The sequence below is a fragment of the Acinetobacter sp. YH12099 genome (assembly GCF_013419195.1).
GTDB lineage: Bacteria > Pseudomonadota > Gammaproteobacteria > Pseudomonadales > Moraxellaceae > Acinetobacter > Acinetobacter towneri.
This window is the reverse complement of the sequence record NZ_VPAP01000006.1, coordinates 1-23,868: the sequence shown is the minus strand read 5'-3', so window position 1 is coordinate 23,868 and position 23,868 is coordinate 1. Positions and strand designations below refer to the sequence as shown.

26 protein-coding genes are annotated in these 23,868 nt (G+C 40.8%); 9 read left to right on the top strand and 17 right to left on the bottom strand.

The window, feature by feature from the left end; translation table 11 throughout:
* The first annotated feature begins 179 nt into the window (after nucleotides 1-179).
* Both mrcB and FTU39_RS05370 read left to right on the top strand, forming a co-directional pair.
* The gene (gene mrcB / locus FTU39_RS05375) at nucleotides 180-2,573 is read left to right on the top strand and encodes a penicillin-binding protein 1B (RefSeq protein ID WP_131261780.1); all 2,394 of its coding nucleotides are present in this window, start codon (nucleotides 180-182) and stop codon (nucleotides 2,571-2,573) included.
* Nucleotides 2,574-2,645: 72 nt separating this feature from the next.
* Complete coding sequence (locus FTU39_RS05370) at nucleotides 2,646-3,164, top strand: hypothetical protein (protein ID WP_096901888.1); 519 nt, start codon at nucleotides 2,646-2,648, stop codon at nucleotides 3,162-3,164.
* Between the two features lie 78 nt (nucleotides 3,165-3,242).
* Here FTU39_RS05370 and FTU39_RS05365 read toward each other — a convergent pair whose 3' ends face one another.
* Nucleotides 3,243-4,142: an NUDIX domain-containing protein gene (locus FTU39_RS05365; RefSeq protein ID WP_096901851.1), complete on the bottom strand. Its 900-nt coding sequence runs from the start codon at nucleotides 4,140-4,142 to the stop codon at nucleotides 3,243-3,245.
* A gap of 137 nt (nucleotides 4,143-4,279) precedes the next feature.
* Between FTU39_RS05365 and hemP the strand changes: the two genes are divergently transcribed.
* The gene (gene hemP, locus FTU39_RS05360) at nucleotides 4,280-4,450 is read left to right on the top strand and encodes a hemin uptake protein HemP (protein ID WP_004972965.1); all 171 of its coding nucleotides are present in this window, start codon (nucleotides 4,280-4,282) and stop codon (nucleotides 4,448-4,450) included.
* 111 nt (nucleotides 4,451-4,561) lie between these two features.
* Here the strand turns inward: hemP and FTU39_RS05355 are convergent, their stop codons facing one another.
* The 4 genes from FTU39_RS05355 to FTU39_RS05340 form a co-directional block, all read right to left on the bottom strand.
* A complete protein-coding gene (locus FTU39_RS05355) occupies nucleotides 4,562-5,911 on the bottom strand; it encodes a HAMP domain-containing sensor histidine kinase (RefSeq protein WP_180051833.1) in 1,350 nt (449 codons plus the stop codon).
* Nucleotides 5,912-5,928: 17 nt separating this feature from the next.
* The gene (locus FTU39_RS05350; RefSeq protein ID WP_180051832.1) at nucleotides 5,929-6,591 is read right to left on the bottom strand and encodes a response regulator transcription factor; all 663 of its coding nucleotides are present in this window, start codon (nucleotides 6,589-6,591) and stop codon (nucleotides 5,929-5,931) included.
* Between the two features lie 143 nt (nucleotides 6,592-6,734).
* Complete coding sequence (locus FTU39_RS05345) at nucleotides 6,735-7,091, bottom strand: NirD/YgiW/YdeI family stress tolerance protein (protein ID WP_180051831.1); 357 nt, start codon at nucleotides 7,089-7,091, stop codon at nucleotides 6,735-6,737.
* Between the two features lie 111 nt (nucleotides 7,092-7,202).
* Entirely contained in the window at nucleotides 7,203-8,960 is a 1,758-nt protein-coding gene (locus FTU39_RS05340; RefSeq protein WP_004972956.1) for a GspE/PulE family protein, read from the bottom strand.
* 248 nt (nucleotides 8,961-9,208) lie between these two features.
* Here FTU39_RS05340 and FTU39_RS05335 point away from each other — a divergent pair, with 248 nt between their 5' ends.
* Nucleotides 9,209-10,411: a DUF4010 domain-containing protein gene (locus FTU39_RS05335; RefSeq protein ID WP_180051482.1), complete on the top strand. Its 1,203-nt coding sequence runs from the start codon at nucleotides 9,209-9,211 to the stop codon at nucleotides 10,409-10,411.
* Here the strand turns inward: FTU39_RS05335 and tsaA are convergent.
* Nucleotides 10,408-11,145, bottom strand: a complete 738-nt coding sequence (tsaA, locus tag FTU39_RS05330; protein WP_218945036.1) for a tRNA (N6-threonylcarbamoyladenosine(37)-N6)-methyltransferase TrmO — start codon at nucleotides 11,143-11,145, stop codon at nucleotides 10,408-10,410. The two genes, FTU39_RS05335 and tsaA, sit on opposite strands and share 4 nt — an antisense overlap.
* 120 nt (nucleotides 11,146-11,265) lie before the next feature.
* Between tsaA and FTU39_RS05325 the strand changes: the two genes are divergently transcribed.
* Nucleotides 11,266-12,045 (top strand): ferredoxin--NADP reductase, encoded by a 780-nt coding sequence (locus FTU39_RS05325; protein ID WP_004972950.1) that lies wholly within the window; start codon nucleotides 11,266-11,268, stop codon nucleotides 12,043-12,045.
* A gap of 59 nt (nucleotides 12,046-12,104) precedes the next feature.
* Here the strand turns inward: FTU39_RS05325 and FTU39_RS05320 are convergent, their stop codons facing one another.
* The 3 genes from FTU39_RS05320 to FTU39_RS05310 all read right to left on the bottom strand — a co-directional run bounded on the left by FTU39_RS05320 (nucleotide 12,105) and on the right by FTU39_RS05310 (nucleotide 13,412).
* Nucleotides 12,105-12,290, bottom strand: a complete 186-nt coding sequence (locus tag FTU39_RS05320; protein WP_004972947.1) for a hypothetical protein — start codon at nucleotides 12,288-12,290, stop codon at nucleotides 12,105-12,107.
* A 20-nt stretch (nucleotides 12,291-12,310) separates the two neighbouring features.
* On the bottom strand, nucleotides 12,311-12,565 hold the full coding sequence (locus FTU39_RS05315; RefSeq protein ID WP_004972946.1) for a hypothetical protein: 255 nt from the start codon (nucleotides 12,563-12,565) through the stop codon (nucleotides 12,311-12,313).
* A gap of 226 nt (nucleotides 12,566-12,791) precedes the next feature.
* Nucleotides 12,792-13,412 (bottom strand): cation transporter, encoded by a 621-nt coding sequence (locus tag FTU39_RS05310; RefSeq protein WP_178318927.1) that lies wholly within the window; start codon nucleotides 13,410-13,412, stop codon nucleotides 12,792-12,794.
* Nucleotides 13,413-13,487: 75 nt separating this feature from the next.
* On the opposite strand from FTU39_RS05310, the gene cadR reads away from it, so the two are divergent.
* Nucleotides 13,488-13,889 carry a Cd(II)/Pb(II)-responsive transcriptional regulator gene (cadR, locus tag FTU39_RS05305; protein ID WP_004972941.1) on the top strand — a complete coding sequence of 134 codons (402 nt, stop codon included), beginning with the start codon at nucleotides 13,488-13,490 and terminating at the stop codon, nucleotides 13,887-13,889.
* 51 nt (nucleotides 13,890-13,940) lie between these two features.
* On the opposite strand, the gene arsH is transcribed toward cadR, so the two are convergent.
* The 3 genes from arsH to FTU39_RS05290 form a co-directional block, all read right to left on the bottom strand.
* A complete protein-coding gene (arsH, locus tag FTU39_RS05300) occupies nucleotides 13,941-14,642 on the bottom strand; it encodes an arsenical resistance protein ArsH (RefSeq protein WP_178865848.1) in 702 nt (233 codons plus the stop codon).
* 72 nt (nucleotides 14,643-14,714) lie between these two features.
* On the bottom strand, nucleotides 14,715-15,773 hold the full coding sequence (gene arsB / locus FTU39_RS05295) for an ACR3 family arsenite efflux transporter (RefSeq protein ID WP_004972938.1): 1,059 nt from the start codon (nucleotides 15,771-15,773) through the stop codon (nucleotides 14,715-14,717).
* 4 nt (nucleotides 15,774-15,777) lie between these two features.
* Nucleotides 15,778-16,095, bottom strand: coding sequence for a metalloregulator ArsR/SmtB family transcription factor (locus FTU39_RS05290; protein WP_004972936.1), 318 nt, complete (start codon nucleotides 16,093-16,095; stop codon nucleotides 15,778-15,780).
* 98 nt (nucleotides 16,096-16,193) lie between these two features.
* Here FTU39_RS05290 and arsC point away from each other — a divergent pair, with 98 nt between their 5' ends.
* The 3 genes from arsC (at nucleotide 16,194) to FTU39_RS05275 (ending at nucleotide 18,526) form a co-directional block, all read left to right on the top strand.
* Nucleotides 16,194-16,622, top strand: a complete 429-nt coding sequence (gene arsC, locus FTU39_RS05285; protein ID WP_004972934.1) for an arsenate reductase (glutaredoxin) — start codon at nucleotides 16,194-16,196, stop codon at nucleotides 16,620-16,622.
* A gap of 224 nt (nucleotides 16,623-16,846) precedes the next feature.
* The gene (yegQ, locus tag FTU39_RS05280; RefSeq protein WP_004972932.1) at nucleotides 16,847-18,229 is read left to right on the top strand and encodes a tRNA 5-hydroxyuridine modification protein YegQ; all 1,383 of its coding nucleotides are present in this window, start codon (nucleotides 16,847-16,849) and stop codon (nucleotides 18,227-18,229) included.
* Between the two features lie 27 nt (nucleotides 18,230-18,256).
* Nucleotides 18,257-18,526 (top strand): YfhL family 4Fe-4S dicluster ferredoxin, encoded by a 270-nt coding sequence (locus tag FTU39_RS05275; RefSeq protein ID WP_004972931.1) that lies wholly within the window; start codon nucleotides 18,257-18,259, stop codon nucleotides 18,524-18,526.
* 236 nt (nucleotides 18,527-18,762) lie between these two features.
* Here the strand turns inward: FTU39_RS05275 and ahpF are convergent, their stop codons facing one another.
* From ahpF to FTU39_RS05250, 5 genes are all read right to left on the bottom strand, one after another.
* Entirely contained in the window at nucleotides 18,763-20,328 is a 1,566-nt protein-coding gene (gene ahpF, locus FTU39_RS05270) for an alkyl hydroperoxide reductase subunit F (RefSeq protein WP_096901839.1), read from the bottom strand.
* A 216-nt stretch (nucleotides 20,329-20,544) separates the two neighbouring features.
* Nucleotides 20,545-21,462 (bottom strand): hypothetical protein, encoded by a 918-nt coding sequence (locus FTU39_RS05265; RefSeq protein WP_131261786.1) that lies wholly within the window; start codon nucleotides 21,460-21,462, stop codon nucleotides 20,545-20,547.
* Between the two features lie 56 nt (nucleotides 21,463-21,518).
* Entirely contained in the window at nucleotides 21,519-22,646 is a 1,128-nt protein-coding gene (locus FTU39_RS05260; RefSeq protein WP_104852204.1) for a toxic anion resistance protein, read from the bottom strand.
* Between the two features lie 30 nt (nucleotides 22,647-22,676).
* Nucleotides 22,677-23,468 carry a hypothetical protein gene (locus tag FTU39_RS05255; RefSeq protein WP_004972923.1) on the bottom strand — a complete coding sequence of 264 codons (792 nt, stop codon included), beginning with the start codon at nucleotides 23,466-23,468 and terminating at the stop codon, nucleotides 22,677-22,679.
* 172 nt (nucleotides 23,469-23,640) lie between these two features.
* Nucleotides 23,641-23,868 (bottom strand): zinc ribbon domain-containing protein (locus tag FTU39_RS05250; protein ID WP_180051830.1); only part of this gene is annotated, 228 nt, incomplete at its 5' end.

Below are 23,868 nucleotides of genomic sequence, written 5' to 3'. Positions count from 1 at the left end.
CGCTCCGCTACGATTCGACGCCTATCATAGCATTAACCTAGTTGATTTAAAAAAACTTTAAAACTACATTTCTGCTCAATTTTATGACGATATTTTCCCTTCAGTCACAGATTAATTATTGCAAATTCAGTAAAAGCTTCGCATGATTAGCAAAATTTATCAGGATCTTATCGCGATTTATGAAGTCTGAGCGTGGCATAGGCATAATTGCATTACTATTTTGCATCATCGTTATCGGTGGATTTATTGCATTTAGTATTTACTTGATTCGTCTGGATAATATTGTCAGAGACAAATTTGAAGGCCAGCGTTGGGATATTCCAGCCAAGGTTTTTGCACGCCCATTAGAAGTGTATAGCAATGCACCTGTCAGCCAGACCGACTTTACTCAAGAACTAAAACTGCTCGGCTATAAAAATACAGATAATTACGCCAAATCAGGCAGTTATGTTAGCGATGGCAATACTTTATTTGTACATACCCGTGGTTTTGACTTTGGCGACAGTGTCGAGCCTGAACAGGTTTTAAAAGTCAGCTTTGCCAATAATCAAATTAGTGAAGTGAGTGCCACCAAACCTTCTAATACAGGTATTGCACGTTTAGAACCGATGTTGATTGGCGGAATCTATCCGCAGCACAATGAAGATCGTGTGCTGATTAAACTGAATAAAGTACCTAAACCGCTCATTGAAGCACTTATTGCTACTGAAGATCGTAATTTCTATCAACACCACGGCGTTTCAATTCGTGGTACTGCGCGTGCTATTGTCAGCAACGTCACGGGTGGCAAACGTCAGGGCGGTTCTACCCTTACACAGCAATTGGTGAAAAACTTTTATTTAAGTCCTGAGCGCACTTTAAAACGTAAGGCCAATGAAGCACTCATGGCTATGCTGATTGAGTTGCATTACAGCAAAGATGAAATTTTAGAAGCCTATTTAAATGAAGTGAATTTAGGTCAAAACGGTAACTATTCTATTAATGGTTATGGTCTGGCTTCACAGTTTTATTTTGGTATGCCGTTGCGTGAGCTAAACATTTCACAGCAAGCCTTTTTGGTGGGTTTGGTACAAGGCCCATCATTATATAATCCTTGGCGTAACCCAGAAGCTGCCAAAAAGCGCCGTGACATTGTGCTAAACAATATGTTGGTGATGGGTTATTTAAACCAAGAACAATATGAAAAAGAAACTGCGCGTCCCTTAAATGTCATTACAAAACCGACCATTGGCCCTGCCCGTTTCCCTGACTTTTTAGATATTGTCCGCCGTCAATTACGTACTGAATATCAAGAAGGAGATTTGACCAATCAGGGTTTGCGTATCTTCACGACGCTTGATCCGATTGCACAAACCAACGTACAAAATGCTTTTAAAGCATCGGTTGAGCGTTTAAGTAAAGCCAATCCAAAGCGTTTAAAAGATTTACAAGGCGCGGTGCTGATTTCTCATCCTGAAAATGGCGAGTTAGTGGCAGCGGTAGGTTCTACGCAAGATTTTACGGGTTTTAACCGTGCCTTGGACGCCAAACGTCAAGTTGGCTCACTGCTCAAACCGATTATTTATTTAAGTGCAATTGAGTCTGGTCGTTATAATTGGGCAAGTCCTGTAGAAGACAGTCAGATCAGCATCCCAATTGATGGTAAATCTTGGACACCACGTAATTACAGTGGCAGCGACCATGGGATTGTGTCTATGTCACAAGCCTTATCGCAGTCTTATAACCTGTCTGCAGTTCGTTTGGGTCAGGAGTTTGGACTATCCACCTTCCGTAATCACCTCATTAAATTTGGTGTACCAAGTGATGCGATTCCGCAATATCCATCTATTTTCTTGGGTGCGGTAGATTTATCACCAATGCAAGTGATGGACATTTACGGTAACTTTGCCACAGGTGGTTTTAAATATCCGACCAAAGCGATTCGCACCGTAGTCGATGCCAATGGACGTTTACTGGATCGTTATGGTTTAACCGTACAACAAACCATTGATCCTTCTGCCGCCTATATTTTGAATTATGGCTTACAGCAAGTGATGAGTTCTGGTACAGGTCGTTCAGCTTACAATAGCTTATCGACAGATTTAAAATTGGCAGGTAAATCAGGTACAACCAATGATACTCGTGATTCATGGTTTGCGGGCTATTCAGGCAATTATTTAGCCGTTGTATGGCTTGGTTTGGATGATAACAAAGTCACAGGCTTAACAGGCTCGTCTGGTGCTTTGCCTGTCTGGAGTAATGTGATGCAGCAATTGCGTCAAAAACCTGTCAACTTACGTCAGACCGAACAAATTCAATGGCATTGGATTGACCGCAGTTCTGGGCATTTATCTGCACAAGGCTGTGAAGGTGCGATGTATATTCCAGTGAATCGTAATAATGTACCGCGTCAGGCAACCGCATGTGGTTTTTCACACTATCAAGTTGAACCCGTTTACCAACCCGATACTGAAACTCAGCAAACAGCTCCTGAAACCAGTGACAGTATCGAAAATTATATCCGTGAAACTGAACCCGTAACAGATGACAATACCGATGGTCGTGTCATCTCAAGTGGCAGTTATATCAATTAAACTTGAGGATATCGGTCAGTTACGCTTATGAAATTATCACGTTTAAGACAAGTTTTTTTCACCACATTCGCTATGGGTGCGATGGCAACGATTGTAGCTTGCCAGAGTTTACCTGAACCGCCTGCTCCTCAGCCTGTGCCTGAAAAACCTAAAACTGTGACGACACCAGAAGGTGTGGTGATTCGTCCTTATGAGCGTGAAGAAATTAAGCGTCAATCGTTGCAAGTGGTGGTGCCACAACAAACCGTGCAACAAAAATTAGAGGATGGTCGTAGTTTGCCTGCTTTTCAAAAGTTGATGCAGCAAACCCAGACCGCTTATAAACAAGGTCAATTCAATCAGGCCGAAACAGCAGCTTTGCAAGCGCAGCGACTTGCCCCGCAAGCGGCTGAAACCTATTTATATTTGGCTTTAATTGCCAACCAAAAGAAGCAACCCGCTAATGCAGAAGCCTTGGCACGTCGTGGTTTAAGCTATGCACAAAGCGATGCTATGAAACGTCAATTATGGCTAGTCATTCAAAAAGCAGCACAGCAACAAAATAATGCCAAAAGCCTTGCGCAAGCCCAACAAGCTTTGAAAGATTTGTAAGGACGATAATTTAATAAACTAAAAATCGCTGAGTGTGATTACATCAGCGATTTTTTTATTTGCGCAAACTAGAAAAAATCAAATAAAACGTACACCTGCAATGCCATAGGCATGATGCTGCTCTGCGGTAGTTAAATCATCTTGAGTTAAGCCACCCAAAGCAAAAACAGGAATATCGACAAATTCAGCGATCTGCTGGAATTTTTCCCATCCTAAAGGTGTGGCATCATGATGCGTGGTGGTTACTAAAACAGGACTGAGTAAAATTGCTTCACAACCAATTTGCTGTGCATGTTGTGCCGAAACAATATCATGACACGCTGCAATATAACGCTGCCCAACTTTTAAATCGCCCTTTTGTAATTGCATCAGTTGCGATTGTTTTAAATGAATTGCTGCAATGGCGTGTTGCTGAATCGTATTTAATTGCTTCCACAATTCCAAATTGACAATCACTTGCCCCAGTTGCTCAATGCAATATTCTGACAATTCGACCTTGCATGCAGCATTGGGTTCAACCCGCCAATACAGCAGTTTTTGCTTAGGCAAATTTGCTAAATGTTTTAAATCTTCACTGACTTTAATTGCCTGTTGCCACACTAGTCGTTGCACAATTGCACGATTGGCTTGTGGAAAATTCAGCTCTAAAAGTTGCGGACGGCTAAACCATGTCCAAGGCACTTGAATATCTTTTAATAAAGCTGCGGGTACAGCAGCCTGAAAAATATGCAGATTGACAATCACATCATCATATTCATGGCAAATAATATCAAAAGCATGCCAATGCTGTATGCCAACACCAACTTCTTCAAACACTTCACGGCGGCAAGCATCTACAGGAGTTTCGCCTGCTTCCACTTTCCCACCTGGAAATTCGTGTTTATTGCCCTGATGTTGTTTGGCTTCGCGCCAACCCACCAACACTTTGTTTTGATGAAATAACAGCGCAATTGCCACATGAATATTTGGCTTGGACATGAACCCGATTCCTTTTTTGCAATGTACGTTTTACTGCAAATTGTAGACTTTTATAAAATTAAAAATAATCCGTTGACAGGTTTACATGATAATGATTATCATTTAAAAAATTCTTACACACCACGGAGTAACTCAAAATGAACGCCCCATTTAATTTATTTTCACGTCATTCAGACACTCAGCATGCCCTACCTATGTTACATTCAAATAACTTGTTTGCGCTAGGACGCGAAATTCGTATTTTGCATGCAGGCGAAGAATATCGTTTACGCTTAACCCGTAACAATCGTCTTATTCTCACAAAATAATTAAAATAATCAACACAATAATAAACGTGGAAACAGCAGTATGAATCAGCGCATACTGCTTTTAAGTTCTGACTTGTCTAATTTTAACTTGCTTCCTAAAACCAATCATATTTACAACTGGGCTTTAGGCAACAAAATACGCACTTTTAAACCACCTTGTTCAGCACGTGAAAATTCAATTTTTCCTGCATGCAACTCTATAATTTTCTTACAAATCGACAGTCCTAAACCAGAACCTTGAGCTTTACTGCCTAAAGCACGGTAAAAGCGTTCGCCCAAACGTGCCAAAACGTCATCAGTCACTGCATGACCATTGTCGGCGATGCAAATTTCCTGCATCAATTCATGCGGTTTCGCTTCAATCCAAATACGTCCTTGAGGTGCTGCATAACGCACTGCGTTGTCAATCAAGTTGCGCAGGCAGCTAAATAGCAATTCAGGATTGCCTTGCACTTGTATCGGTTGAATATCTGACTGAATCTGAATGGCTTTTTCCTGAATAAACGGCGTCAGACTTTGTAAAACTTCCTGCACCAAGTCTGCTATAGATACCGCACTTTTATTTAACGATGCCGCATCTGTCGGGTCTAAACGTGCCAATAACAGCAAATTTTCCAATACTTGTGTACCACGACTGACATCACGCTGAATTTGCTCTAAATCTTGTGCCAACTCAGGTTGTTGTTGGTATTTACGTTTTAGCACCTGCAAACGCAATTGAATGGCAGATAAAGGAGAGCGTAATTCATGCGAAGCATCTGCTGTAAATCGCTGTTCTGTAATTAAAGACTGCTCTACTCGCCCCAACAATTTATTCAATTGCTGCAGCATGGGTTGCAGTTCTTTCAATTCAGGTTGTGTGGGGATAATTGGCGTCAAATCATGTTGATTTTTTTCTGCAATTTGTTGGGAGAGTTGCTGAATCCGCTTAAATTGACGACCAATCATAAAATGCACAATGGCCCATTGCAGCAACCACAACAGCAATAAAATAGCGGCATAACCTAAACTGGTTGCAGCAATTTCCTTGAAGCGATATTTAAGCGGCTGCGCGACAATCACATGCAAGCCATCTTCCTCTGCCACATAGCTGCGCCAAATTTGTCCATCTTGCCAGTGAAATGAAAAACCATGCTCAGATACCACGGCAAGCTGAGACAAGTGAAGCTGAGAAATGTCATGTTCATCTTCAGAGGTAGTCAAAATCAGATCATCTAATCCCAATTGATAGGCAATATGAAATTGCTCACTCAACTCATCGACCTGATTGCCTGCATGGTCACGCAAGTCTGCTCGCAGCAACATATCGGCTATTTCATCCATAATGTCATCATGCACGCGCATGGTCTGATAACTGGCAACCGCCAATAATAAAATCAGGGCGAGTCCACCCGCCAAGACCGAACTTAAAACGGAGCTTTTAACCAGTTTGGACTGTAAAGAAATGACCTGTTTAGACATGCGGAGATCAAACTGAATTAGTTATCTTGCTGCATACGATAGCCTAAACCTCGGATGGTTTTAATGCGGCTACTGCCAATTTTTTTGCGTAATTGATAAATAAATACTTCAATCGCATTACTTTCAATTTCATCGCCCCATGCATATAAAGACTCTTCGAGCTGTTCACGAGTCACCACATGCTGCGGGTTTTGCATCAGTTTATGTAAAATCTGGAATTCCTTGGCCGTTAAATTGACCTGTTGATCATCCACTTTCACTTGTTTGCTTTGCGTATCTAAAACCAAGTTGGCAAATTCAAGCTGCTGTGTCGGATGACTTTGCGCACTGCGTAACTGACTGCGTACCCGCGCCGATAGTTCTTCAAGGCTAAACGGTTTGACCAAATAATCATTGGCACCTAAATCAAGTCCCTGTACCCGATCTTGAATACTATCGCGCGCAGTAATAAAAATAACAGGTGTGTCCTGTTGCTGCTGTCGTAAAGCGTGCAGAATTTCATCACCGCTATTTTTAGGCAACCCACGGTCTAACAACACACAATCATAATGCTGCTGCTGAATCGCTAAAATGGCATGATCACCACGTTCAACCCAATCGACATTATAACCATCCATTTCCAGCCAAGTTTTTATACTTTCTGCTTGTGATACATCGTCTTCAGCCAAGAGTAAGCGCATATCTTCCTCTGTTATTTATGCTTCAAAATTTTATGATTTCAAAATACTTTACATGATAAAACCACATACACCTTACAGCGTATGTGGTTTTTGAGTGAAATCAGTTTTGTGTAGCAACTAATGCTGTTTTACACAGCGTAGATTTAGAAACGAACTTGATCCACATCTATTTCAATACGTTTTGTAGGCTTGTGATCAATATCCACTTCACCAATTAAGGTAACAGGCGTTTTGGCAGAAACTGCTTTGCCATTCCATAAGTCATCATCAATATCGACCGTAATAGTGCCTGTGTTATCATGGAACTGATATTTTTCATCACCAATAGATTTCACCACATAACCTTTTAACTGCACTTTGCTGTCATCTTTCAGGCTTAAAGCTTGTTTTACAGTTACATTTTGATGTAGTGCTTGGGTGTTAATGCTGTCGTTTGCCATGGTGATTGAAGCCATTGCCATTAAACCTGCCATCAACATTGCTTTCATTGTAAATTTCATTGCTTCACCTTTTTGTGTTGCTCATTTCGTTATGGTGATTAAAACAAAGCAAGATGAGCTGAATCTTAAGATTTCCATTTTTTAAAATTCATCGTAAAAAGTTTGAATCTGCTAATTTAATGGCACGACTCGCAACACTTCCTCTAAAGTGGTCATGCCTTCTAAAACTTTGCGTGCGCCTGCAATACGCAACGGTTCAATGCCCTCTTTTTTAGCTTGCTGACGTAATTCATTTAAATTGGCATTGGCACTGATGAGCTGTTTGGTGTCTAAACTTAAAGGCATAAACTCATAAATTCCGACCCGACCTTTATAGCCCGTTTGACGACATTCATCGCATCCGACAGGTTTAAACACTTGTGCAGGCATTTCCATAATGTAGTCAAAGGTCAAATGTTCCCAGTCTTTTTCATTTATTGAGCCTTCCTGCTTACAATGCGGACATAGCTTACGCACCAAACGCTGTGCCAAAACGCCTAAAATTGTGGCAGCAGTCAAAAATGGCTGCACGCCCAAATCATGCAAACGAGTCAAACTTGAAGGCGCATCATTGGTATGCAGTGTCGATAAAACCAAATGCCCCGTCAGTGCCGCTTGAATTGCCATATTTGCGGTATCCTGATCTCGAATTTCTCCGACCATAATAATGTCAGGGTCTTGACGCATTAAGGCACGCACACCATCGGCAAAACCTAAATCAATTGCAGTATTCACCTGCATTTGGTTAAAACTCGGTTCTAACATTTCAATCGGGTCTTCAATGGTGCAGACATTGACTTCATCGGTAGCCAATTGCTTTAGCGATGAATACAGCGTGGTGGTTTTACCCGAACCTGTAGGGCCTGTAACCAAAATAATGCCGTGACTATGTGCAGTCAGGGCATGCCATTCATTCAACAAACGACTATCAAAACCCAATTGCTGAAAACTGCGTACCAATACTTCTGGGTCAAAAATACGCATCACCAGTTTTTCGCCAAACGCCGTTGGTAAGGTCGATAAACGCAGTTCAGTTTCTTGTCCTTTTGGAGTTCGGGTTTTTAAACGTCCATCTTGCGGTTTACGTTTTTCGGCTACATTCATACGCCCTAAAATTTTAATCCGTGAGATGACTGCGGTAAGCGTATTGGCAGGCATGTTATAGATGGTGTGCAACACGCCATCAATACGAAAACGTACTTTGCCTGTGTCTTTACGTGGTTCGAGGTGAATATCGCTTGCGCCTTGTTCAAAGGCAAATTGCAGCACCCAATCGACCAACTTCACAATATGTTGATCATTGGCATCTGGGTTTTGGGTATCGCCCAATTGCAATAAAGCCTCGACCCCTTTATTTTCACGGTCGTGTGCAGAAGATTTTTGTGATGAATGTACTGCACGACTCACTTGGTAATATTCAATCAAATAGCGCTGTAATTGATCTGGGCTGAGTAAAACCCGCTGAATTTTTTTGGGCAATAAACTATGTTCTAAGTTGGCAACCCATTCTTTTTTATAAGGTTGATCTGTCGCAATTAATACCGCATCTGCAGTCACTTCCACCGCTAAAATACGGTTACGCAGCGCAAATTCCTGCGACATCACAGCAGTTAAAGCGGCAACATCGGCTTTTAACGGATCAATAATATAGAATGGCAAGCCTGATTTATCAGCCAGCCATTGGCATAAACGGTTTAAAGTTAAAGTGGTTTGGGGATGACTTTGATCGACCAAATTAAAGTTGGCAATCCATTGTAACGGATGCCATTTTAATTGATCACGTTGACGATGCGTGGTTTGTACCAAAGCCTGATCACGTTCGGTAATTTTGCCATCTTTGACTAATTGTTCTAAGCACCAAGTACTGTCTATTTCAAAATTAAAATTCATTGTTATATGCCCCAAAATCTGGGTTTACTATAGCAGAGTTTGCTTTCAGGGCTGAATGACTTCTTTAATACAGTAATCTTGTATGGTTCGATTAAGCCATAATTTTAGAGTGAAAATAGATTCATAAATGGCGATAAACACAATTCAAATATATGATGTTTAAAATAACACCTTGTATTTGGAATGTTGCTGTGGATTTTCTGACTCCTCCATCTTTGGTTACAACCAATTTTCCCGAACTGCTCACCATGTTTGCAGCAGCACTTGGCTGTGGCTTACTGATTGGATTAGAGCGTGAACGCAGTAAAAAAAATGGACAACATCACCGTTTTGCAGGCGTACGTACCTTTGGAATTTGCGCATTATTAGGTGCCATTTGCTTCTTATTGGGCACGAGCATTGCCATTGTGGGTGCGTTGATTGTTGGGGGAATTGGCTTATATTCCCTCAAAAATCAAACGGAAGATGACCCCGGCGCTACCACCGAACTTGCCTTCGTGATGACCTATTTTATTGGTGCATTGTGTTTATGGAATATTCCATTGGCAGCAGGTTTATCGGTTATTTTGACAGGTTTACTCATGACCAAGCACACCATGCATGGCATTGTCAGTCAGTGGATTACCGAAGCTGAACTACGTGATGGCTTGTTTTTACTGGCTTTGGTGTTAATTGCCTTGCCACTGACGCCTAATACTGCACTATGGGGCAATGTGCTTAATCCTTATGTGATTTTAAAATTATTGATTTTAATTCTAAGTGTGCAGGCTTTGGCGCATATCGCCAAGCGTTTACTCTCAAGCAGCAACGCCCTCATATTATCTGCAATTGCTTCAGGTTTTGTATCAAGCACCGCAACCATTGCCAGTTTAGGCATGGAAGTACGCGCAGGTCGTGGCGACGCACGTGCCAATGCAGGTGCAGCGCTGATGTCTTGCGTGGCAACTTTAGCGCAAATGTTGATTATTGTGGCGGGTGTCAATCTGGCGTGGTTTAAGCTGTTAATTATGCCCAGTCTGGCAGGCATTGGCATTTTAATTTTGGTCGGCGTATGCTTGCTTAAAAAACATAAAAGTACGGCAACGGCAAAGCCAGAAACCGATACCCGTATGTTTAGCCTTAAAGAAGCCGCAATTATTATGGCGACATTGACCGCAATTCAAGCGATGGTATACGGCTTGGAACAAACCCTTGGGGATGCAGGTTTAATCATTGGTACCCTGCTCGCCTCGTTATTTGAGGTTCATGCCGCAATTGCAACCGTGGTGATGCAAGGTCCACCGAGCCAGCAGGTACTTTTGTATGCCTTAATTTTAGGTGTGGTGGCACATGCGATTGCCAAATGCGTCAATGCCGCGCTCATTGGTGGTTTGCGCTTTGCACTGTATTTCGCCCCTGCCCAAATTCTGCACATGCTGGCGTTGGTGGCTATTTTATATATGCTGGTTTAATCGACAGCGATTAAAACAATTTTTAGGATATATACTGCGTGCTGATCAACACGGAAACTGACATCAAAATCTGCAAAATTCATGGTGTAAATTCGTTCAGCATCATCCTGATATGCAGGTCGTGGATCTAAAGACAAGACCTGTTCCAATTCCTGCGCAATCTGTGGCTGTAATACGCCAGATTCGAGCAACTGATTTTTTTGCGCTTCGGCTGTGTCCATCCATAGCACTGTTTTTCTTATGGGTTCATCTTGCGCATAACCACTTTGTGCATCAGGCACAGCATCTGAATATTGAATATAAGGTTTAATATCCAAAATAGGCGTGCCATGCAACAAATCTGCTCCTGTCACATAAACTCGCAGTGACTTACCCACTTTTTTGACCTGTTTAAATTGCACTACAGATAAACCAATGGGTGCAGGTCGATACATGCTGCGCGTCGCAAACACACCTATTTTTTGATTACCACCCAAACGTGGCGGACGCACTTGTGCACGAAAACAGGGGTTTTGCTGTTTCTGTACGGTTGGATGAGCATCGGTTTGGTTTTTATTGTCGTGAAATTGCCAGATTAACCATAAGTGACTAAACGCTTCGATCCCTTGAAATGCCAACACATCGTTATAAGGCGCTTGCATTTCAATATACGATTCGACCTGTACCAGATTTGGTTGACGAGGAATACCAAATTTTTCTCGGTAGGGAGAGTGCATAAATCCGATTATTGGCATTTTTAGATCAGTCTTCATCACTTTTTCTGATAAGCTCAATTAAATATATTCAGTTTATAGAGAATGATTTTAGATTAGAATAGCAAGCTGTTCTAATTTGATAATTTATTGAGACCTTTAATGGCTGCTTTCAACGTCGAAAAGATTACTCACGTACACCACTGGAATGACACTTTATTCAGTTTTAAAACGACTCGCGATACCGCACTACGTTTTAAAAACGGTCAATTTGTGATGATTGGTCTGGAAGTAAATGGCAAGCCTTTAATGCGCGCTTACTCGATTGCCAGTGCTAACTATGAAGAAGAGCTAGAATTCTTCTCAATTAAAGTACCTGATGGCCCTTTAACGTCTATTTTACAAAAAGTAAAAGTGGGCGATGAATTGCTGGTTTCTAAAAAACCTACAGGCACTTTGGTACTGGATGATTTAAATCCTGGTAAAAACCTATACTTACTTTCTTCAGGTACAGGTCTAGCTCCATTTTTGGCAACCATCCGCGACCCTGAAACTTATGAACGCTTTGAAAAAGTGATTGTGGTTCACGGTACACGTTTCATTTCTGAATTGGCTTATCAAGATTTAATTCTAAATGAATTACCAAATCACGAGTTTTTCCAAGAACTTGGTATTCGTGAAAAACTGGTATATTACCCAACCGTTACACGTGAAGAATATCCAAACCAAGGACGTGTGACCACGGCAATTGAATCGGGTGAAATCTTTGAAAAAATTGGTTTACCACGTTTTAACCCTGAAACTGACCGTGCCATGTTATGTGGTAGCCCTGCATTCTTAAAAGATGTTGCAGCATTACTTGACCAACATGGTTTAAAAGAATCACCACGTATGGGTGAATTGGGCGATTACGTGATTGAACGTGCTTTCGTTGAAAAATAAAAGCTGTTGAATCTAAAAAAACCGAGCTAAATAGCTCGGTTTTTTGTCATTAGCATCAATTAACGTACACTGCGACCTTCTTGGTTAGCACGTCCTTCACAGTGTGCACCACCACCAATTACAAACCCACGCTCTGCCTGACATGAACCAATCATACGACCACTCGAATCATAAGTTGTCACTTTTGAAGCACAACCTGTCATCAAAATAGCCGCTGTTAATGCGATTAAACTAGAAATTTTCATTGTATTACCCCTCTAAAAAATTAGTCTTGTTGCAGTGAAATCTGCGAATTATTTGGTATGGTTGGCAATAAACCCGTGCGCTCATCTACTTTAGAATAGTTAATGCCTTGTATGTTGGCACCACCATAACACACAGCTTTAGCCCCCAAAATAAAGCCCTGTGTAGCGACACATGAACCAATCACTTGCCCTGCAGTATCATAAGTCACTACTTTAGAACTACAGCCAGCCAAAGCAATCAGGCTTGCTATAGAAAATAATTTAATTAGTTTCATTTAACCCTCAATTTAAAAAAAATTAAATATTATTCATCGTGTAAATTATTTTTAAATACATCAATTTATTTTTAATTTTAGTTATATATTATTTTTTGTAAATAGCAATTTGGAATAACTTATCGTTATTTTTACTTCAAATTTTAAAATTATTGCGACTACAAAAAATTAAAAGCACTCCATCTAAATCACTCAAATCAGATGGAGTGCTTTTTACGTTTATTCTTTATTCTGGTACATTTATTCTTCGTTCAGCCAAAGCTTGCTGAATCACATGATACCCCGCTGTTAAGCCCAAACTCGCCATAATCACGGCTACCACAAGATCTGGAATCAAACTACCCGTACCAAATACACCCACTGCCGCCAAAATAACTGCGAAATTACCAATCGCATCATTACGGCTACATAACCACACCGATTTCATATTCGAATCACCATCTCGAAATGCATATAAAATCAATGCAGTAACCACATTGGCTAATAAGGCGATGATCCCAATAATACCCATGGTTATGGCTTCAGGTGGAATACCCTGTATATAGGCATAGATAACCTTGCCCATCACCACCACACCAAACAAGGCCATCGTGATGCCTTTGACCAAAGCCACAGTAGCACGCCAATACAAACTTGCACTTAACACCGCAAGTGAAATCCCGTAATTGACAGCATCTCCAAAGAAATCCAGTGAATCTGCCCATAGGGATGATGAATGGGCATAGGCACCACCTATCAACTCGATAAAAAACATGCTGAGATTGATCACCAATGCAATCCATAACGCGGTTCTAAATTTACTATTCGGTTTGATTGGCGCAGGTTCATGACTACACGTACATGCCATAGACACACCTTCTTTCAAAATGAAACTGTTTCGATTATGCTCATTTAAAACTATAGACTTAGTCCAAGGTCAAGTATGGCACAATATTTAATTCATGAATTAGCTAAAAAAGTTGGAGTCAGCACAGATACAATTCGTTTTTATGAAAAGAAACACTTACTCACCCCAAGCTTTCGTGCCGAAAATAATTATCGCTATTACAACGATGAGGCACTCAAGCGTTTGATTTTTATTAAGCGTTGCCGTGCTTTAGATATGAACTTAAAAGAAATTGAAGCCTTAATTGAATTAGAAAAACAGCCGAAACAAAACTGCTGCGCTGTGAATGAATTGATTGATGAACATTTAAGGCATGTAGAAGATAAAATTGCCGAGTTGCAGCATTTTCAGCTACAACTTCAGCAACTTAGACAAGCCTGCACCACGCAAACAACCATTGATGATTGTCAGATTTTAAAACGGCTCGAAGCCGAATAATCACTCTCTCAGCCTTTTCTCATGCGGTTTTGCTTATCTAAAATTGAATTATCAAGACTTCTGATTAACACGTTGCGACAACTGCTCGGCAGTTTCCACACGTTCAGAATAACGATCTACCAAATATGCTGCTTGCCCGCGAGTCAGCAAAGTAAATTTATATAACTCTTCCATCACATCGACAATACGGTCGTAATAGCTAGACGCTTTCATGCGGCCATCTTCCTCAAACTCTAAAAAGGCTTTAGGAATAGAAGACTGATTGGGGATGGTGATCATCCGCATCCAACGTCCTAAAATACGTAATTGATTGACGCTGTTAAATGACTGCGACCCGCCACACACCTGCATTAAAGCAAGCGTTTTACCTTGTGTGGCACGAATTGCACCCGCGGCAAGTGGAATCCAGTCAATTTGTGCTTTAAAAATTGAGCTCATCGAACCATGACGTTCTGGGCTACACCAAACCATACCTTCTGCCCACGCCAGCAATTCATGTAACTCTTGGACTTTGGGATGTGAAGCATCGCCATCTTCTGGTAAAGGCAAACCTTTAGGATGGAAAATTTTTACCTCAGCACCAAAGTGCTCCAAAATTCTGCCTGCTTCTTGTACCGCCAAACGACTATAAGAACGCTCACGGTTTGAACCGTACATCAATAAAATACGTGGCGGATGGTTCAACGGCTTTGCCTGCACCTGTTCAAAACTTGGTGTAGGCAATAAATCTAAATCAATATTGGGTAATACCATGCTGCATACTCTTAAAACTAAAATGGGCAACGCATGCCCATGTTTTTATCTTAAACCTCAAAATGAAGAAAATTACTTTGAACTGACAATCGACTCATTTTGATAAAACTTTTTACGCAGCCATAAAGACACACTCACCAAAGCAATCAACACAGGCACTTCAACCAAAGGGCCAATAATCGTGGTAAATGCAACGGGAGAAGCCAAGCCAAACGTTGCAATGGCAACAGCAAGTGCTAATTCAAAATTATTCCCTGCTGCGGTAAAGGAAATGGCGGTCGTCCGTGGATAATCATTGCCCATCCATTTGCTCATAAAGAAGCTAATAAAGAACATGGCAACGAAGTAAATAATCAATGGAATGGAAATGCGTAAAACATCCATCGGCAAGCTCAGTACTTCTGCGCCTTTTAGTGCGAACATCGCCACAATGGTAAATAGCAATGCCAACAGACTAAATGGGCTAATTTTGGGTAAAAAAGACGTTTGATACCAATCTAAGCCTTTGCTTTTCACTAAAATCAAGCGTGTTAAAAAGCCCATCAAAAAAGGAATACCCAAATAGATTAAAACAGCTTGGGTGATTGTCCAAAAACCAACATCAATCACTTGTCCTGCCACGCCAAAATACGGCGGCAAGAAACTCAGAAACAGCCATGCATAAGTACTAAAGAATACAATCTGAAAAATACTGTTAAACGCAACTAATGCAGCCACGTATTGGTTATCACCACAAGCCAAGTTGTTCCAGACCAAGACCATCGCGATACAGCGTGCCAGACCAATTAAAATCAAACCTGTCATATATTCAGGATAGTTTTGCAAGAAAATAATCGCCAAAGCGAACATCAAACACGGAGCAATCAACCAGTTTTGTACCAAAGACAACAACAAGGTTCGGCGGTCTTTAAACACTTCTGGCAAAGCTGCGTAATCGACTTTTGCCAATGGTGGATACATCATCAAAATCAAACCAATCGCAATGGGAAGATTGACTGTTCCCACACTCATTTGATCTAAGCTTGCCGATACTGCAGGAAATACCACGCCAATCGCAACACCTAGCCCCATGGCAATAAAAATCCATAAGGTCAGATTACGATCTAAAAAAGAAAGTTTGGACTGTGCCATGTGCTTACTCGCAATGTGTTGCAATTGTAGGGTTGATGTGCGTCATCGGGCTGACATCTTGCTGCGCGATAATATTTAAAACAGCAAACGCCCATTCGGGTAAATCTGGGTTCAAACGGTAATACACCCACTGCCCCTGACGTTGATCTAGCAAAATAGATAAATTCCGTAACAACGCCAAATGACGTGATATTTTCGGTTGATTTAACTGCAATTGTTCTGTCAATTCGCATACACAAATATTGTGTTGAGCCATCACCAATTTCAGAATGTCCAGTCGGGTTGGGTCTGACAAACATTTAAAAAAATCAGTTTGATTCATTTTTTATCTGCACTTCAATATTAACTATTGCGAATATACGCATATCCATATATAAATGCAATATTGAAATTTTATCGACCTAAAACGAGTCACTACGCATGAGCAACACCATCAAAATTTTTCATAACCCTGCCTGTGGAACGTCACGCAATACTTTAGAATTAATTCGTAATACAGGACAAGAACCTGAAATTATTGAATATTTAAAAACCCCACCTACACAAGCTGAACTTACTAGCATGATTCAACAAGCAGGTTTAAGCGTGCGCGATGCAATCCGCAAAAATGTAGAACCATACGAACAGTTGCAACTTGAAGGTAGCTCACACAGCGATGCGGAATTAATTGCATTGATGGTCGAGCATCCGATTTTAATTAATCGTCCATTTGTCGTGACCGAGTTAGGTGTGAAACTGTGCCGCCCTTCTGAACTGGTCTTAGACTTGCTCACTCAACCACAATTAAAAAGCTTCAGCAAAGAAGATGGTGAAGTGGTGATTGATAAACATGGGCAACGTGTACGTTAACACGCTTTCATCCATCAGAAATTGATTATAAGCAATCTGTCAAATTGGTATTGAAAGTCCCTTCTCGTGCGTTTTGTATAGCTCAGGATGAGGAATTTTCTATATCAAGATTAGCCCCAGCGTTTCAGCACAAGTTTTCTTCTGAATCCCGAGCTATTTACTAGGTTGAATCCTAAATTTAGATTCATACAATAAAGCCATATTTCTGCTATTGCTTTTTGATCATGACCATTTCCCACGTCACCGAACTTCTCTCTCCTGCTGGTTCTTTAAAAAACATGCGCTATGCCTTTGCTTATGGTGCAGATGCAGTCTATGCAGGTCAGCCGCGTTACAGTTTGCGCGTGCGTAATAACGAATTTGATCATGAAAACTTAGCAATTGGTATTCAAGAAGCACATAAATTAGGCAAAAAGTTTTATGTGGTGGTGAACATCCAACCGCATAACAGCAAACTCAAAAACTTTATTCGTGACCTAGAACCTGTGGTTGCCATGCAACCCGATGCGCTGATCATGTCTGACCCAGGTCTGATTATGATGGTGCGTGAAAATTTCCCCGACATGCCTGTACATTTATCGGTACAAGCCAATGCGGTGAACTGGGCAACGGTGAAATTCTGGCAAAATATGGGTTTAACCCGTGTCATTCTTTCGCGTGAATTGTCGATTGATGAAATTGAAGAAATTAAAAACAACGTGCCTGGCATGGAAATTGAAGTATTTGTGCATGGTGCGCTGTGCATGGCCTATTCAGGTCGTTGCATGCTTTCAGGCTATATGAATAAACGTGATGCCAACCAAGGCGCATGTACCAATGCCTGCCGTTGGGAATATAAAATTCACGATGCAAAAGAAGATGAAACAGGTGACGTAATTCCTGTCAAAAATCTTTCTGAAACTGCCGATGCAGATGAACAACACATGCAGGCACAGCATCAATTTAACGAGCCTGTGTTATTACAACGTAATGACGAAGATATGTTTGCTGCCGAAGAAGATGAACACGGCACTTACTTTATGAATTCTAAAGATTTACGTGCAGTGCAGCACGTTGACCGTTTAACTAAAATGGGCATCCATTCACTAAAAATTGAAGGTCGCACCAAATCTTATTTCTACTGCGCACGTACTGCACAAATTTACCGTAAAGCCATTGATGATGCACTTGCAGGCAAACCATTTGACCCTGCATTAATGACTCAATTAGAAGGCCTAGCTAACCGTGGTTATACCGAAGGTTTCTTGCGTCGTCATGTGCACAGCGAATACCAAAACTACGAAACAGGTTCATCAAGTTTTGATCATCAGCAATTTTGTGGTGAAGTCTTAGAACGCAATGGTGACTACATTAAAATTGATGTAAAAAACCGTTTTGTAGTGGGCGATTCTTTAGAATTGATGACGCCACAAGGCAATATCTATTTCACTTTAACTGAAATTAAAGATAAAAAAGGCAATCTGATTGAAGATGCCAAAGGTTCAGGGCATATTGTAGAAATCCCTATACCTGCAGATGTCGATATGCGTTATGCCCTGCTGATTCGCAACTTACCAAATTCGACTGCAGATATTTCTGCCTCATCGTTGGCTTATCAAGCCAACTAAGTGGCAATAAACTAAGCGAGTATTGCGATGGCACTCCTGATTACCGACCAATGCATCAATTGCGATATGTGCTTACCCGAATGCCCGAATGAAGCAATTTATGAGGGTGAAAAGGTGTATGAAATTGATGTGGCGCGTTGCACAGAATGTGTTGGGTTTTATGACTATCAAACCTGCGTTTCAGTCTGCCCAATTGAATGTATTATTCCGCATCCTGAGCATGTCGAAACCAAAGAGCAGCTACAGGAAAAGTTTAATCAGTTGAATTTATTTGGACAAAATAATAAGGCTAATTAGACTGAAATGAATCTAACTGCTGTAAATCAAACTGGATGTTAAAAATAAAAAAAGAACTGAGTTGTTAGCCGACTCAGTTCTTAAAACCAAAAATAGAATAAATAAACTTTTAATACTGTGCGATAACGCACTTTACTGAACATAGCGCCTGAGTATTGGGGAACTCAGGCGCTATCTTTTTAGCGAATACAATTTAAGGATGGTTAATCCGCGTATTCAGATGTATTCGTTCAGACTTATTGACCTGAACGGATGATGTAATCAAATGCTGAAAGTGATGCTTTCGCGCCTTCACCTGTTGCAATGATGATTTGCTTGTACGGTACAGTTGTACAGTCACCTGCCGCAAATACACCTTTTACATTGGTTTCATTGCGCTCATTTATCACAATCTCACCACGATTCGTCAGCTCTACTTTTGACTCTTTTAAGAAGTCCGTATTTGGTAATAAACCAATTTGTACGAAAATTCCTGCAAGTTCAACAGTATGCTCAACATCTGTCGCACGGTCTTTATATTTCAATGCAGTCACTTGTGCGCCATCACCAATCACCTCAGTCGATAATGCATTGGTAATTACAGTAGTATTTGGCAAGCTGTTCAATTTGTTTTGCAAGACTTGGTCTGCACGTAATTTAGTATCAAACTCTACCAAAGTCACATGCTCTACAATCCCTGCAAGGTCAATCGCTGCTTCTACACCTGAGTTACCACCACCAATCACTGCAACACGTTTGCCTTTAAACAACGGGCCATCACAGTGTGGGCAGTATGCCACGCCGCGGGTACGGTATTCTGCTTCACCAGGTACATTCATCTCTCTCCAACGTGCACCTGTAGACAAGATCACCGTTTTCGATTCAAGTGTTGCGCCATTTTCCAAAGTCACTTCGACCAAACCATTGGCAGTTTCATCAGCACCTTTAATGGCAGATACTTTTTGTAGATTCATAATATCGACATCGTATTCACGCACATGCGCTTCCATTTCTGCCGCAAACTTTGGACCTTGTGTTTTTTGGATAGAAGTGAAGTTTTCAATATCCATGGTATCCATCACCTGACCGCCCATCCGCTCAGCCACAATACCTGTACGAATACCTTTACGTGCTGCATAGATTGCAGATGTATTCCCTGCAGGGCCGCCACCAATTACCAAGACATCAAACGCCTCTTTGGCATTCAGTTTCGCTGCATCTTTGCTCGCAGAATCTGTATCTAATTTAGCTACAATTTCTTCCAAAGTCATACGACCTTGACCAATGTGGTTGCCATCTTGGAATACCATCGGCACAGCCATAATTTTGCGCTGCTCAACTTCTTCTTGGAAGAATGCACCATCAATCATGGTTGCTGTTGTGCCAGGGTTGTAAATCGCAATGAGGTTCAAAGCTTGTACTACATCTGGACAGTTGTGGCAGCTCAACGATACAAACACATCAAAGTGAGATGAAAGATTCAATTCTTTGATTTGCGTTAATACTTCATCCGATACTTTTGGTGCATAACCAGAAGTTTGCAATAAAGCCAAAATTAATGAAGTGAACTCGTGCCCCATTGGTAAACCTGCGAAGAATACGCGCGGTTGCTCACCTACTTTTGCAATCCCAAAACTTGGTGCACGTGCGTTGTTACCGTCAAAACGTGCAGTAACTTGTGGCGAAAGTGCTGCAATTTCTTCAACCAATTCTTTAATTTTGGCAGATTTATCAGAACCATCTAAAGTCGCGACAAGCTCGATTGGGCTTTCAAGACGTTCTAATAAAGTTTTAAGTTGTGTAGAAGTATTTTGGTCTAACATGGCTAACGTCTCCAAGGGAGTAAATTTATTTGTTGATGTCATCTTACGAAAAATAGTTACATAGGGGAAACGGTTTATTTTTATATTTATGATCGTTTTTTTAAATGATAGTGAGTTTCAAGCTTACTATTTCATTTAAAATACCTAAAGCTATTCAATTTAGACATTAACATAAAAACTGAATGTCTGCCTTAAGCAATTGAGCCTAATCATTTTTTATTCAAGTTGTTGTTGAATCCGCAGAATACGCTGCTGTAAATGTCGCGATAAAAACCAGAGTACCGCAGACAGTATTAACATAAGCGCCATAACCGCGAGATTCATATAATAAACCAGCGTATTTAATTGCTGTGCTTGCTGCACTTGCTTATGTACGCTTTGCGCCATAGGCGTTAAAGCTTTGCCATAAACTTGCTGCTGCATCGTCCATAATTGTTCAGGTTTAAATCCATAATGTAAAAATTGCGGATCTTGCTGCTCTGCTTTGACCAAGGTCAACACTTGCGGAATGGCTGCATCTTTATCTGCGGGATGATGCATCAATGCCGTTTGCGCCAACAAATAGGCTTTAACAGGCGCTGCCATTTCTGCATTTTGTAAATAACGCGCCAATTCACTTTCTTGAATGTGCTTTTCATAATGCACAATTTTGGCATATACCTGCTGCGTATCATCTTGTCGGTCATGCTGAACATAACTCAATGCCGACCAAAGTAAAATAAAACTCAGCAACCAAGCTACAAATTTCAAGACAAAGGACTGAAAGCGAATATAAAAAAAACGAATTTTCTTGAGTAGATGAACTAGAACGAATGCACCAATAAATGACACCGACAGTTTTAAAATCAACCAACCCAACCAGTTCAACAAACTGAAAAAATAATCAGGTTGCTGCCCTAAATTTGCCAAAGTCGCATCGACACTTGCAGGCATGTGTAATTGCTGAACTTCAGTGCTTAAACCAAAGAAGCTATAAATCACATCTTGCTGAATAAAAAAGCCAATTGCCGATATAAGCACCACCGTCATAGACAGCACAGCCAAAAAACTGAGCTTTTTTTGACGCTGCTGTAATGCCACAACACCTGTTTTTAGCTGCTGTGGCTGAATGGCATATTCATCAAGTGGGGGCAAATCCGACTCCTTATCAGGTAAATTTCAGATTAAATGAAGTCATTGTCAAAATGCATTTATTGACCAGACTGTTGACTTGAACCAATCACCAATTGATTCAGATTCTCCTGTAAGGCTCGCAAACGCGTAGTCGCTTCTGCACGTTTTTGCATGCCTTCTTTTTGTACCTGGATCACATCGTTCACTGTTTTAATGAGGGTATTTTGTACGTGTTCAAGGGTTTCAATATCAATCACCGAACGCTGATTGGCTTTGGCAGTATCAACCGAGTTTTGATGCAATAAATCTGCATTACGGCGCAGCAATTCATTGGTGGCATCATCAATACTGTTGGCCAGTTGCACACTGTTTTTCTGCTCATTTAAAGAAATCGCCAAACTAATCTGGTTTTTCCACGCAGGTAAGGTAATGTTTTTAATCGCATAAAATTTATCGACCAACATTAAATTATTGGACTGGATAATCCGAATCATCGGCAAAGTTTGCATGGCAGATTGTTGCAACACCTGCAAATCACTCACCCGCTTTTCTAAATTATTAGCAAGATGATTGAGATCATAAATTTTTTGAGTCGTGGTCTGATCCTGCGGCTGCGCGGAAAATTCAGAAATTTGCTGCTGAATTTCCTGCTGTTTTAACTTACCTGCTGCAATATAAATCCCCAATTGTTTATATTCATCTTGCACACCATGAAACATTTTATCCAGTGTATCTACACGGTTTTTTAAACCATTTTGTGAGCTTTCAATTTCTGTGACCAGACTATCAATTTGCGCTTTGGTGCTGTTAAAGTTTTGATCAAAACTTTGTTTAGCGCCTTTTAACTTATTGAATAAACCACCCAAAAAGCCACTGCTTTTGTTTGGATTTAAAATACTGTTGGTATTTAACTGCTGTGCAACCTGCACCACCTGATTCAGCTTTTGCCCTGTGACATCCAAATCCTTATTTTGCACCAAACCTAAAAGCTCATCGGTATAACTTGACGTTTTAGTGGCGATATTTTTGCCATATTCTGCAACCGAATGATGGCTAAGATCGCTTAATTCTTTACGCGCAGCCAGCACCTCCTGAAAGTCATCAGGCTGTAAGCCAATTTCCTGCAAATTGAGTTGCTGAAATTGTTGCTGAGTCTGTTCATCACTCACTTGCACAGCGACGTTGCGTTGTTCAGAAGTTGTCATATTTCGCCTCTATCTAATCAAAACCATGCCTTATGATTGCGCAGGTTTTTCTAAGGATTTTCTTAATGTCTTAATTAAATGCTCACGACTTTGATCCAGCTTTTCTAGCTGACTGTGTGAGCCACTTTGCTGACTTTGTTTGACATGATATTGCCATGCAGGAATGAGTACCTGCTGCGCTTCTTTAAAGCGATCTAACAAACTAAAAGAGAGTTGCTGTGAAAGTTGCATTTGAGTAATCGCAATATCATTACTACTTTGCAAAGTCTTTAAACTATAAATTTTCTTGGCCAGTCGTTCGCTAAAATTATCCAAAGGATGCTGATTGCGCACAAATCGTGGATATTCCACTAAAAACTCATCGGCAGCTTGAATGTATTTCGCCATTTGCTCACGCAAACCAACCAACTGCTGAAAACGTGATTGTGATTTCTGAATTTCGATTTGCAGCTTTTGGCTTAAACGATCTGCTTGTCCTAATAAATGATCTAGGTTTTTATAATATTGCACTTGCCCCGCGCCATATTCCAAATCTATGCCTAGCCACTTTTGTAGTGCATTAAACTTACGTTGCTTTAACACTTTTTTAGATTTGCCAAGCGCCTGAATCAACTGCTCAATGGTCACACTCAATTGCTGAGTTAAATGTGGATCCACCCCATCCAATAAAACTGACTGCGCTTGAATCACCTGATCTGCATAATGATTTAGACGATATTGATCATTCAACAACGGAACTAAATCATTGCGTTGAATCGCCAAAAGCTCTGCACGATCCACCGTAATCTCTTGCAAAGGCAGTAACACTTCAAACTGAGCCATAGACCATCACAACCCTCTTTACATGATTTTATAGTACGTGTTTTTCGGCTAAGGTCATGTAATATTTTGCAATTTTTTATTTCGATCTGCTTAAATGCTTTTTTATAGATTCGCATAACATCAGTCACAAGATGCCTGATTCAAAACACCAGTGCTTGACATCCTCACCCCCTTAAAAGAGGGTGATTCCTACAGCTAGACGCTTATGCCCAAGCGCAAGAATGTTTAGAGCTGAGTTTATATCTCGATCATGAGCTGTACCACAGCTCATGTACTCCCATTCTCTTATTCCAAGATCTGTCCTACCTTTGGGACTACTTGAGGTGATCTCACCGCAGCACGAACAGATTTGGGTGGTATAGGCTTCTTGGACTTCTTCAAACAATACGCCTGCGTTCTC

Coding starts and splice junctions, on each gene's coding strand:
- FTU39_RS05315 (WP_004972946.1), bottom strand. CDS start 12,565: ATGAAACTAATTAAATTATTTTCTATAGCAAGCCTGATTGCTTTGGCT.
- FTU39_RS05350 (WP_180051832.1), bottom strand. CDS start 6,591: ATGCGCTTACTCTTGGCTGAAGACGATGTATCACAAGCAGAAAGTATA.
- hemP (WP_004972965.1), top strand. CDS start 4,280: ATGAACGCCCCATTTAATTTATTTTCACGTCATTCAGACACTCAGCAT.
- FTU39_RS05345 (WP_180051831.1), bottom strand. CDS start 7,091: ATGAAATTTACAATGAAAGCAATGTTGATGGCAGGTTTAATGGCAATG.
- FTU39_RS05335 (WP_180051482.1), top strand. CDS start 9,209: ATGTTTGCAGCAGCACTTGGCTGTGGCTTACTGATTGGATTAGAGCGT.
- FTU39_RS05370 (WP_096901888.1), top strand. CDS start 2,646: ATGGGTGCGATGGCAACGATTGTAGCTTGCCAGAGTTTACCTGAACCG.
- FTU39_RS05290 (WP_004972936.1), bottom strand. CDS start 16,095: ATGAATCAAACTGATTTTTTTAAATGTTTGTCAGACCCAACCCGACTG.
- ahpF (WP_096901839.1), bottom strand. CDS start 20,328: ATGTTAGACCAAAATACTTCTACACAACTTAAAACTTTATTAGAACGT.
- arsB (WP_004972938.1), bottom strand. CDS start 15,773: ATGGCACAGTCCAAACTTTCTTTTTTAGATCGTAATCTGACCTTATGG.
- tsaA (WP_218945036.1), bottom strand. CDS start 11,145: ATGCCAATAATCGGATTTATGCACTCTCCCTACCGAGAAAAATTTGGT.
- FTU39_RS05320 (WP_004972947.1), bottom strand. CDS start 12,290: ATGAAAATTTCTAGTTTAATCGCATTAACAGCGGCTATTTTGATGACA.
- FTU39_RS05310 (WP_178318927.1), bottom strand. CDS start 13,412: ATGGCATGTACGTGTAGTCATGAACCTGCGCCAATCAAACCGAATAGT.
- FTU39_RS05275 (WP_004972931.1), top strand. CDS start 18,257: ATGGCACTCCTGATTACCGACCAATGCATCAATTGCGATATGTGCTTA.
- arsH (WP_178865848.1), bottom strand. CDS start 14,642: ATGGTATTACCCAATATTGATTTAGATTTATTGCCTACACCAAGTTTT.
- yegQ (WP_004972932.1), top strand. CDS start 16,847: ATGACCATTTCCCACGTCACCGAACTTCTCTCTCCTGCTGGTTCTTTA.
- FTU39_RS05355 (WP_180051833.1), bottom strand. CDS start 5,911: ATGTCTAAACAGGTCATTTCTTTACAGTCCAAACTGGTTAAAAGCTCC.
- mrcB (WP_131261780.1), top strand. CDS start 180: ATGAAGTCTGAGCGTGGCATAGGCATAATTGCATTACTATTTTGCATC.
- FTU39_RS05365 (WP_096901851.1), bottom strand. CDS start 4,142: ATGTCCAAGCCAAATATTCATGTGGCAATTGCGCTGTTATTTCATCAA.
- FTU39_RS05340 (WP_004972956.1), bottom strand. CDS start 8,960: ATGAATTTTAATTTTGAAATAGACAGTACTTGGTGCTTAGAACAATTA.
- cadR (WP_004972941.1), top strand. CDS start 13,488: ATGGCACAATATTTAATTCATGAATTAGCTAAAAAAGTTGGAGTCAGC.
- arsC (WP_004972934.1), top strand. CDS start 16,194: ATGAGCAACACCATCAAAATTTTTCATAACCCTGCCTGTGGAACGTCA.
- FTU39_RS05260 (WP_104852204.1), bottom strand. CDS start 22,646: ATGACAACTTCTGAACAACGCAACGTCGCTGTGCAAGTGAGTGATGAA.
- FTU39_RS05255 (WP_004972923.1), bottom strand. CDS start 23,468: ATGGCTCAGTTTGAAGTGTTACTGCCTTTGCAAGAGATTACGGTGGAT.
- FTU39_RS05325 (WP_004972950.1), top strand. CDS start 11,266: ATGGCTGCTTTCAACGTCGAAAAGATTACTCACGTACACCACTGGAAT.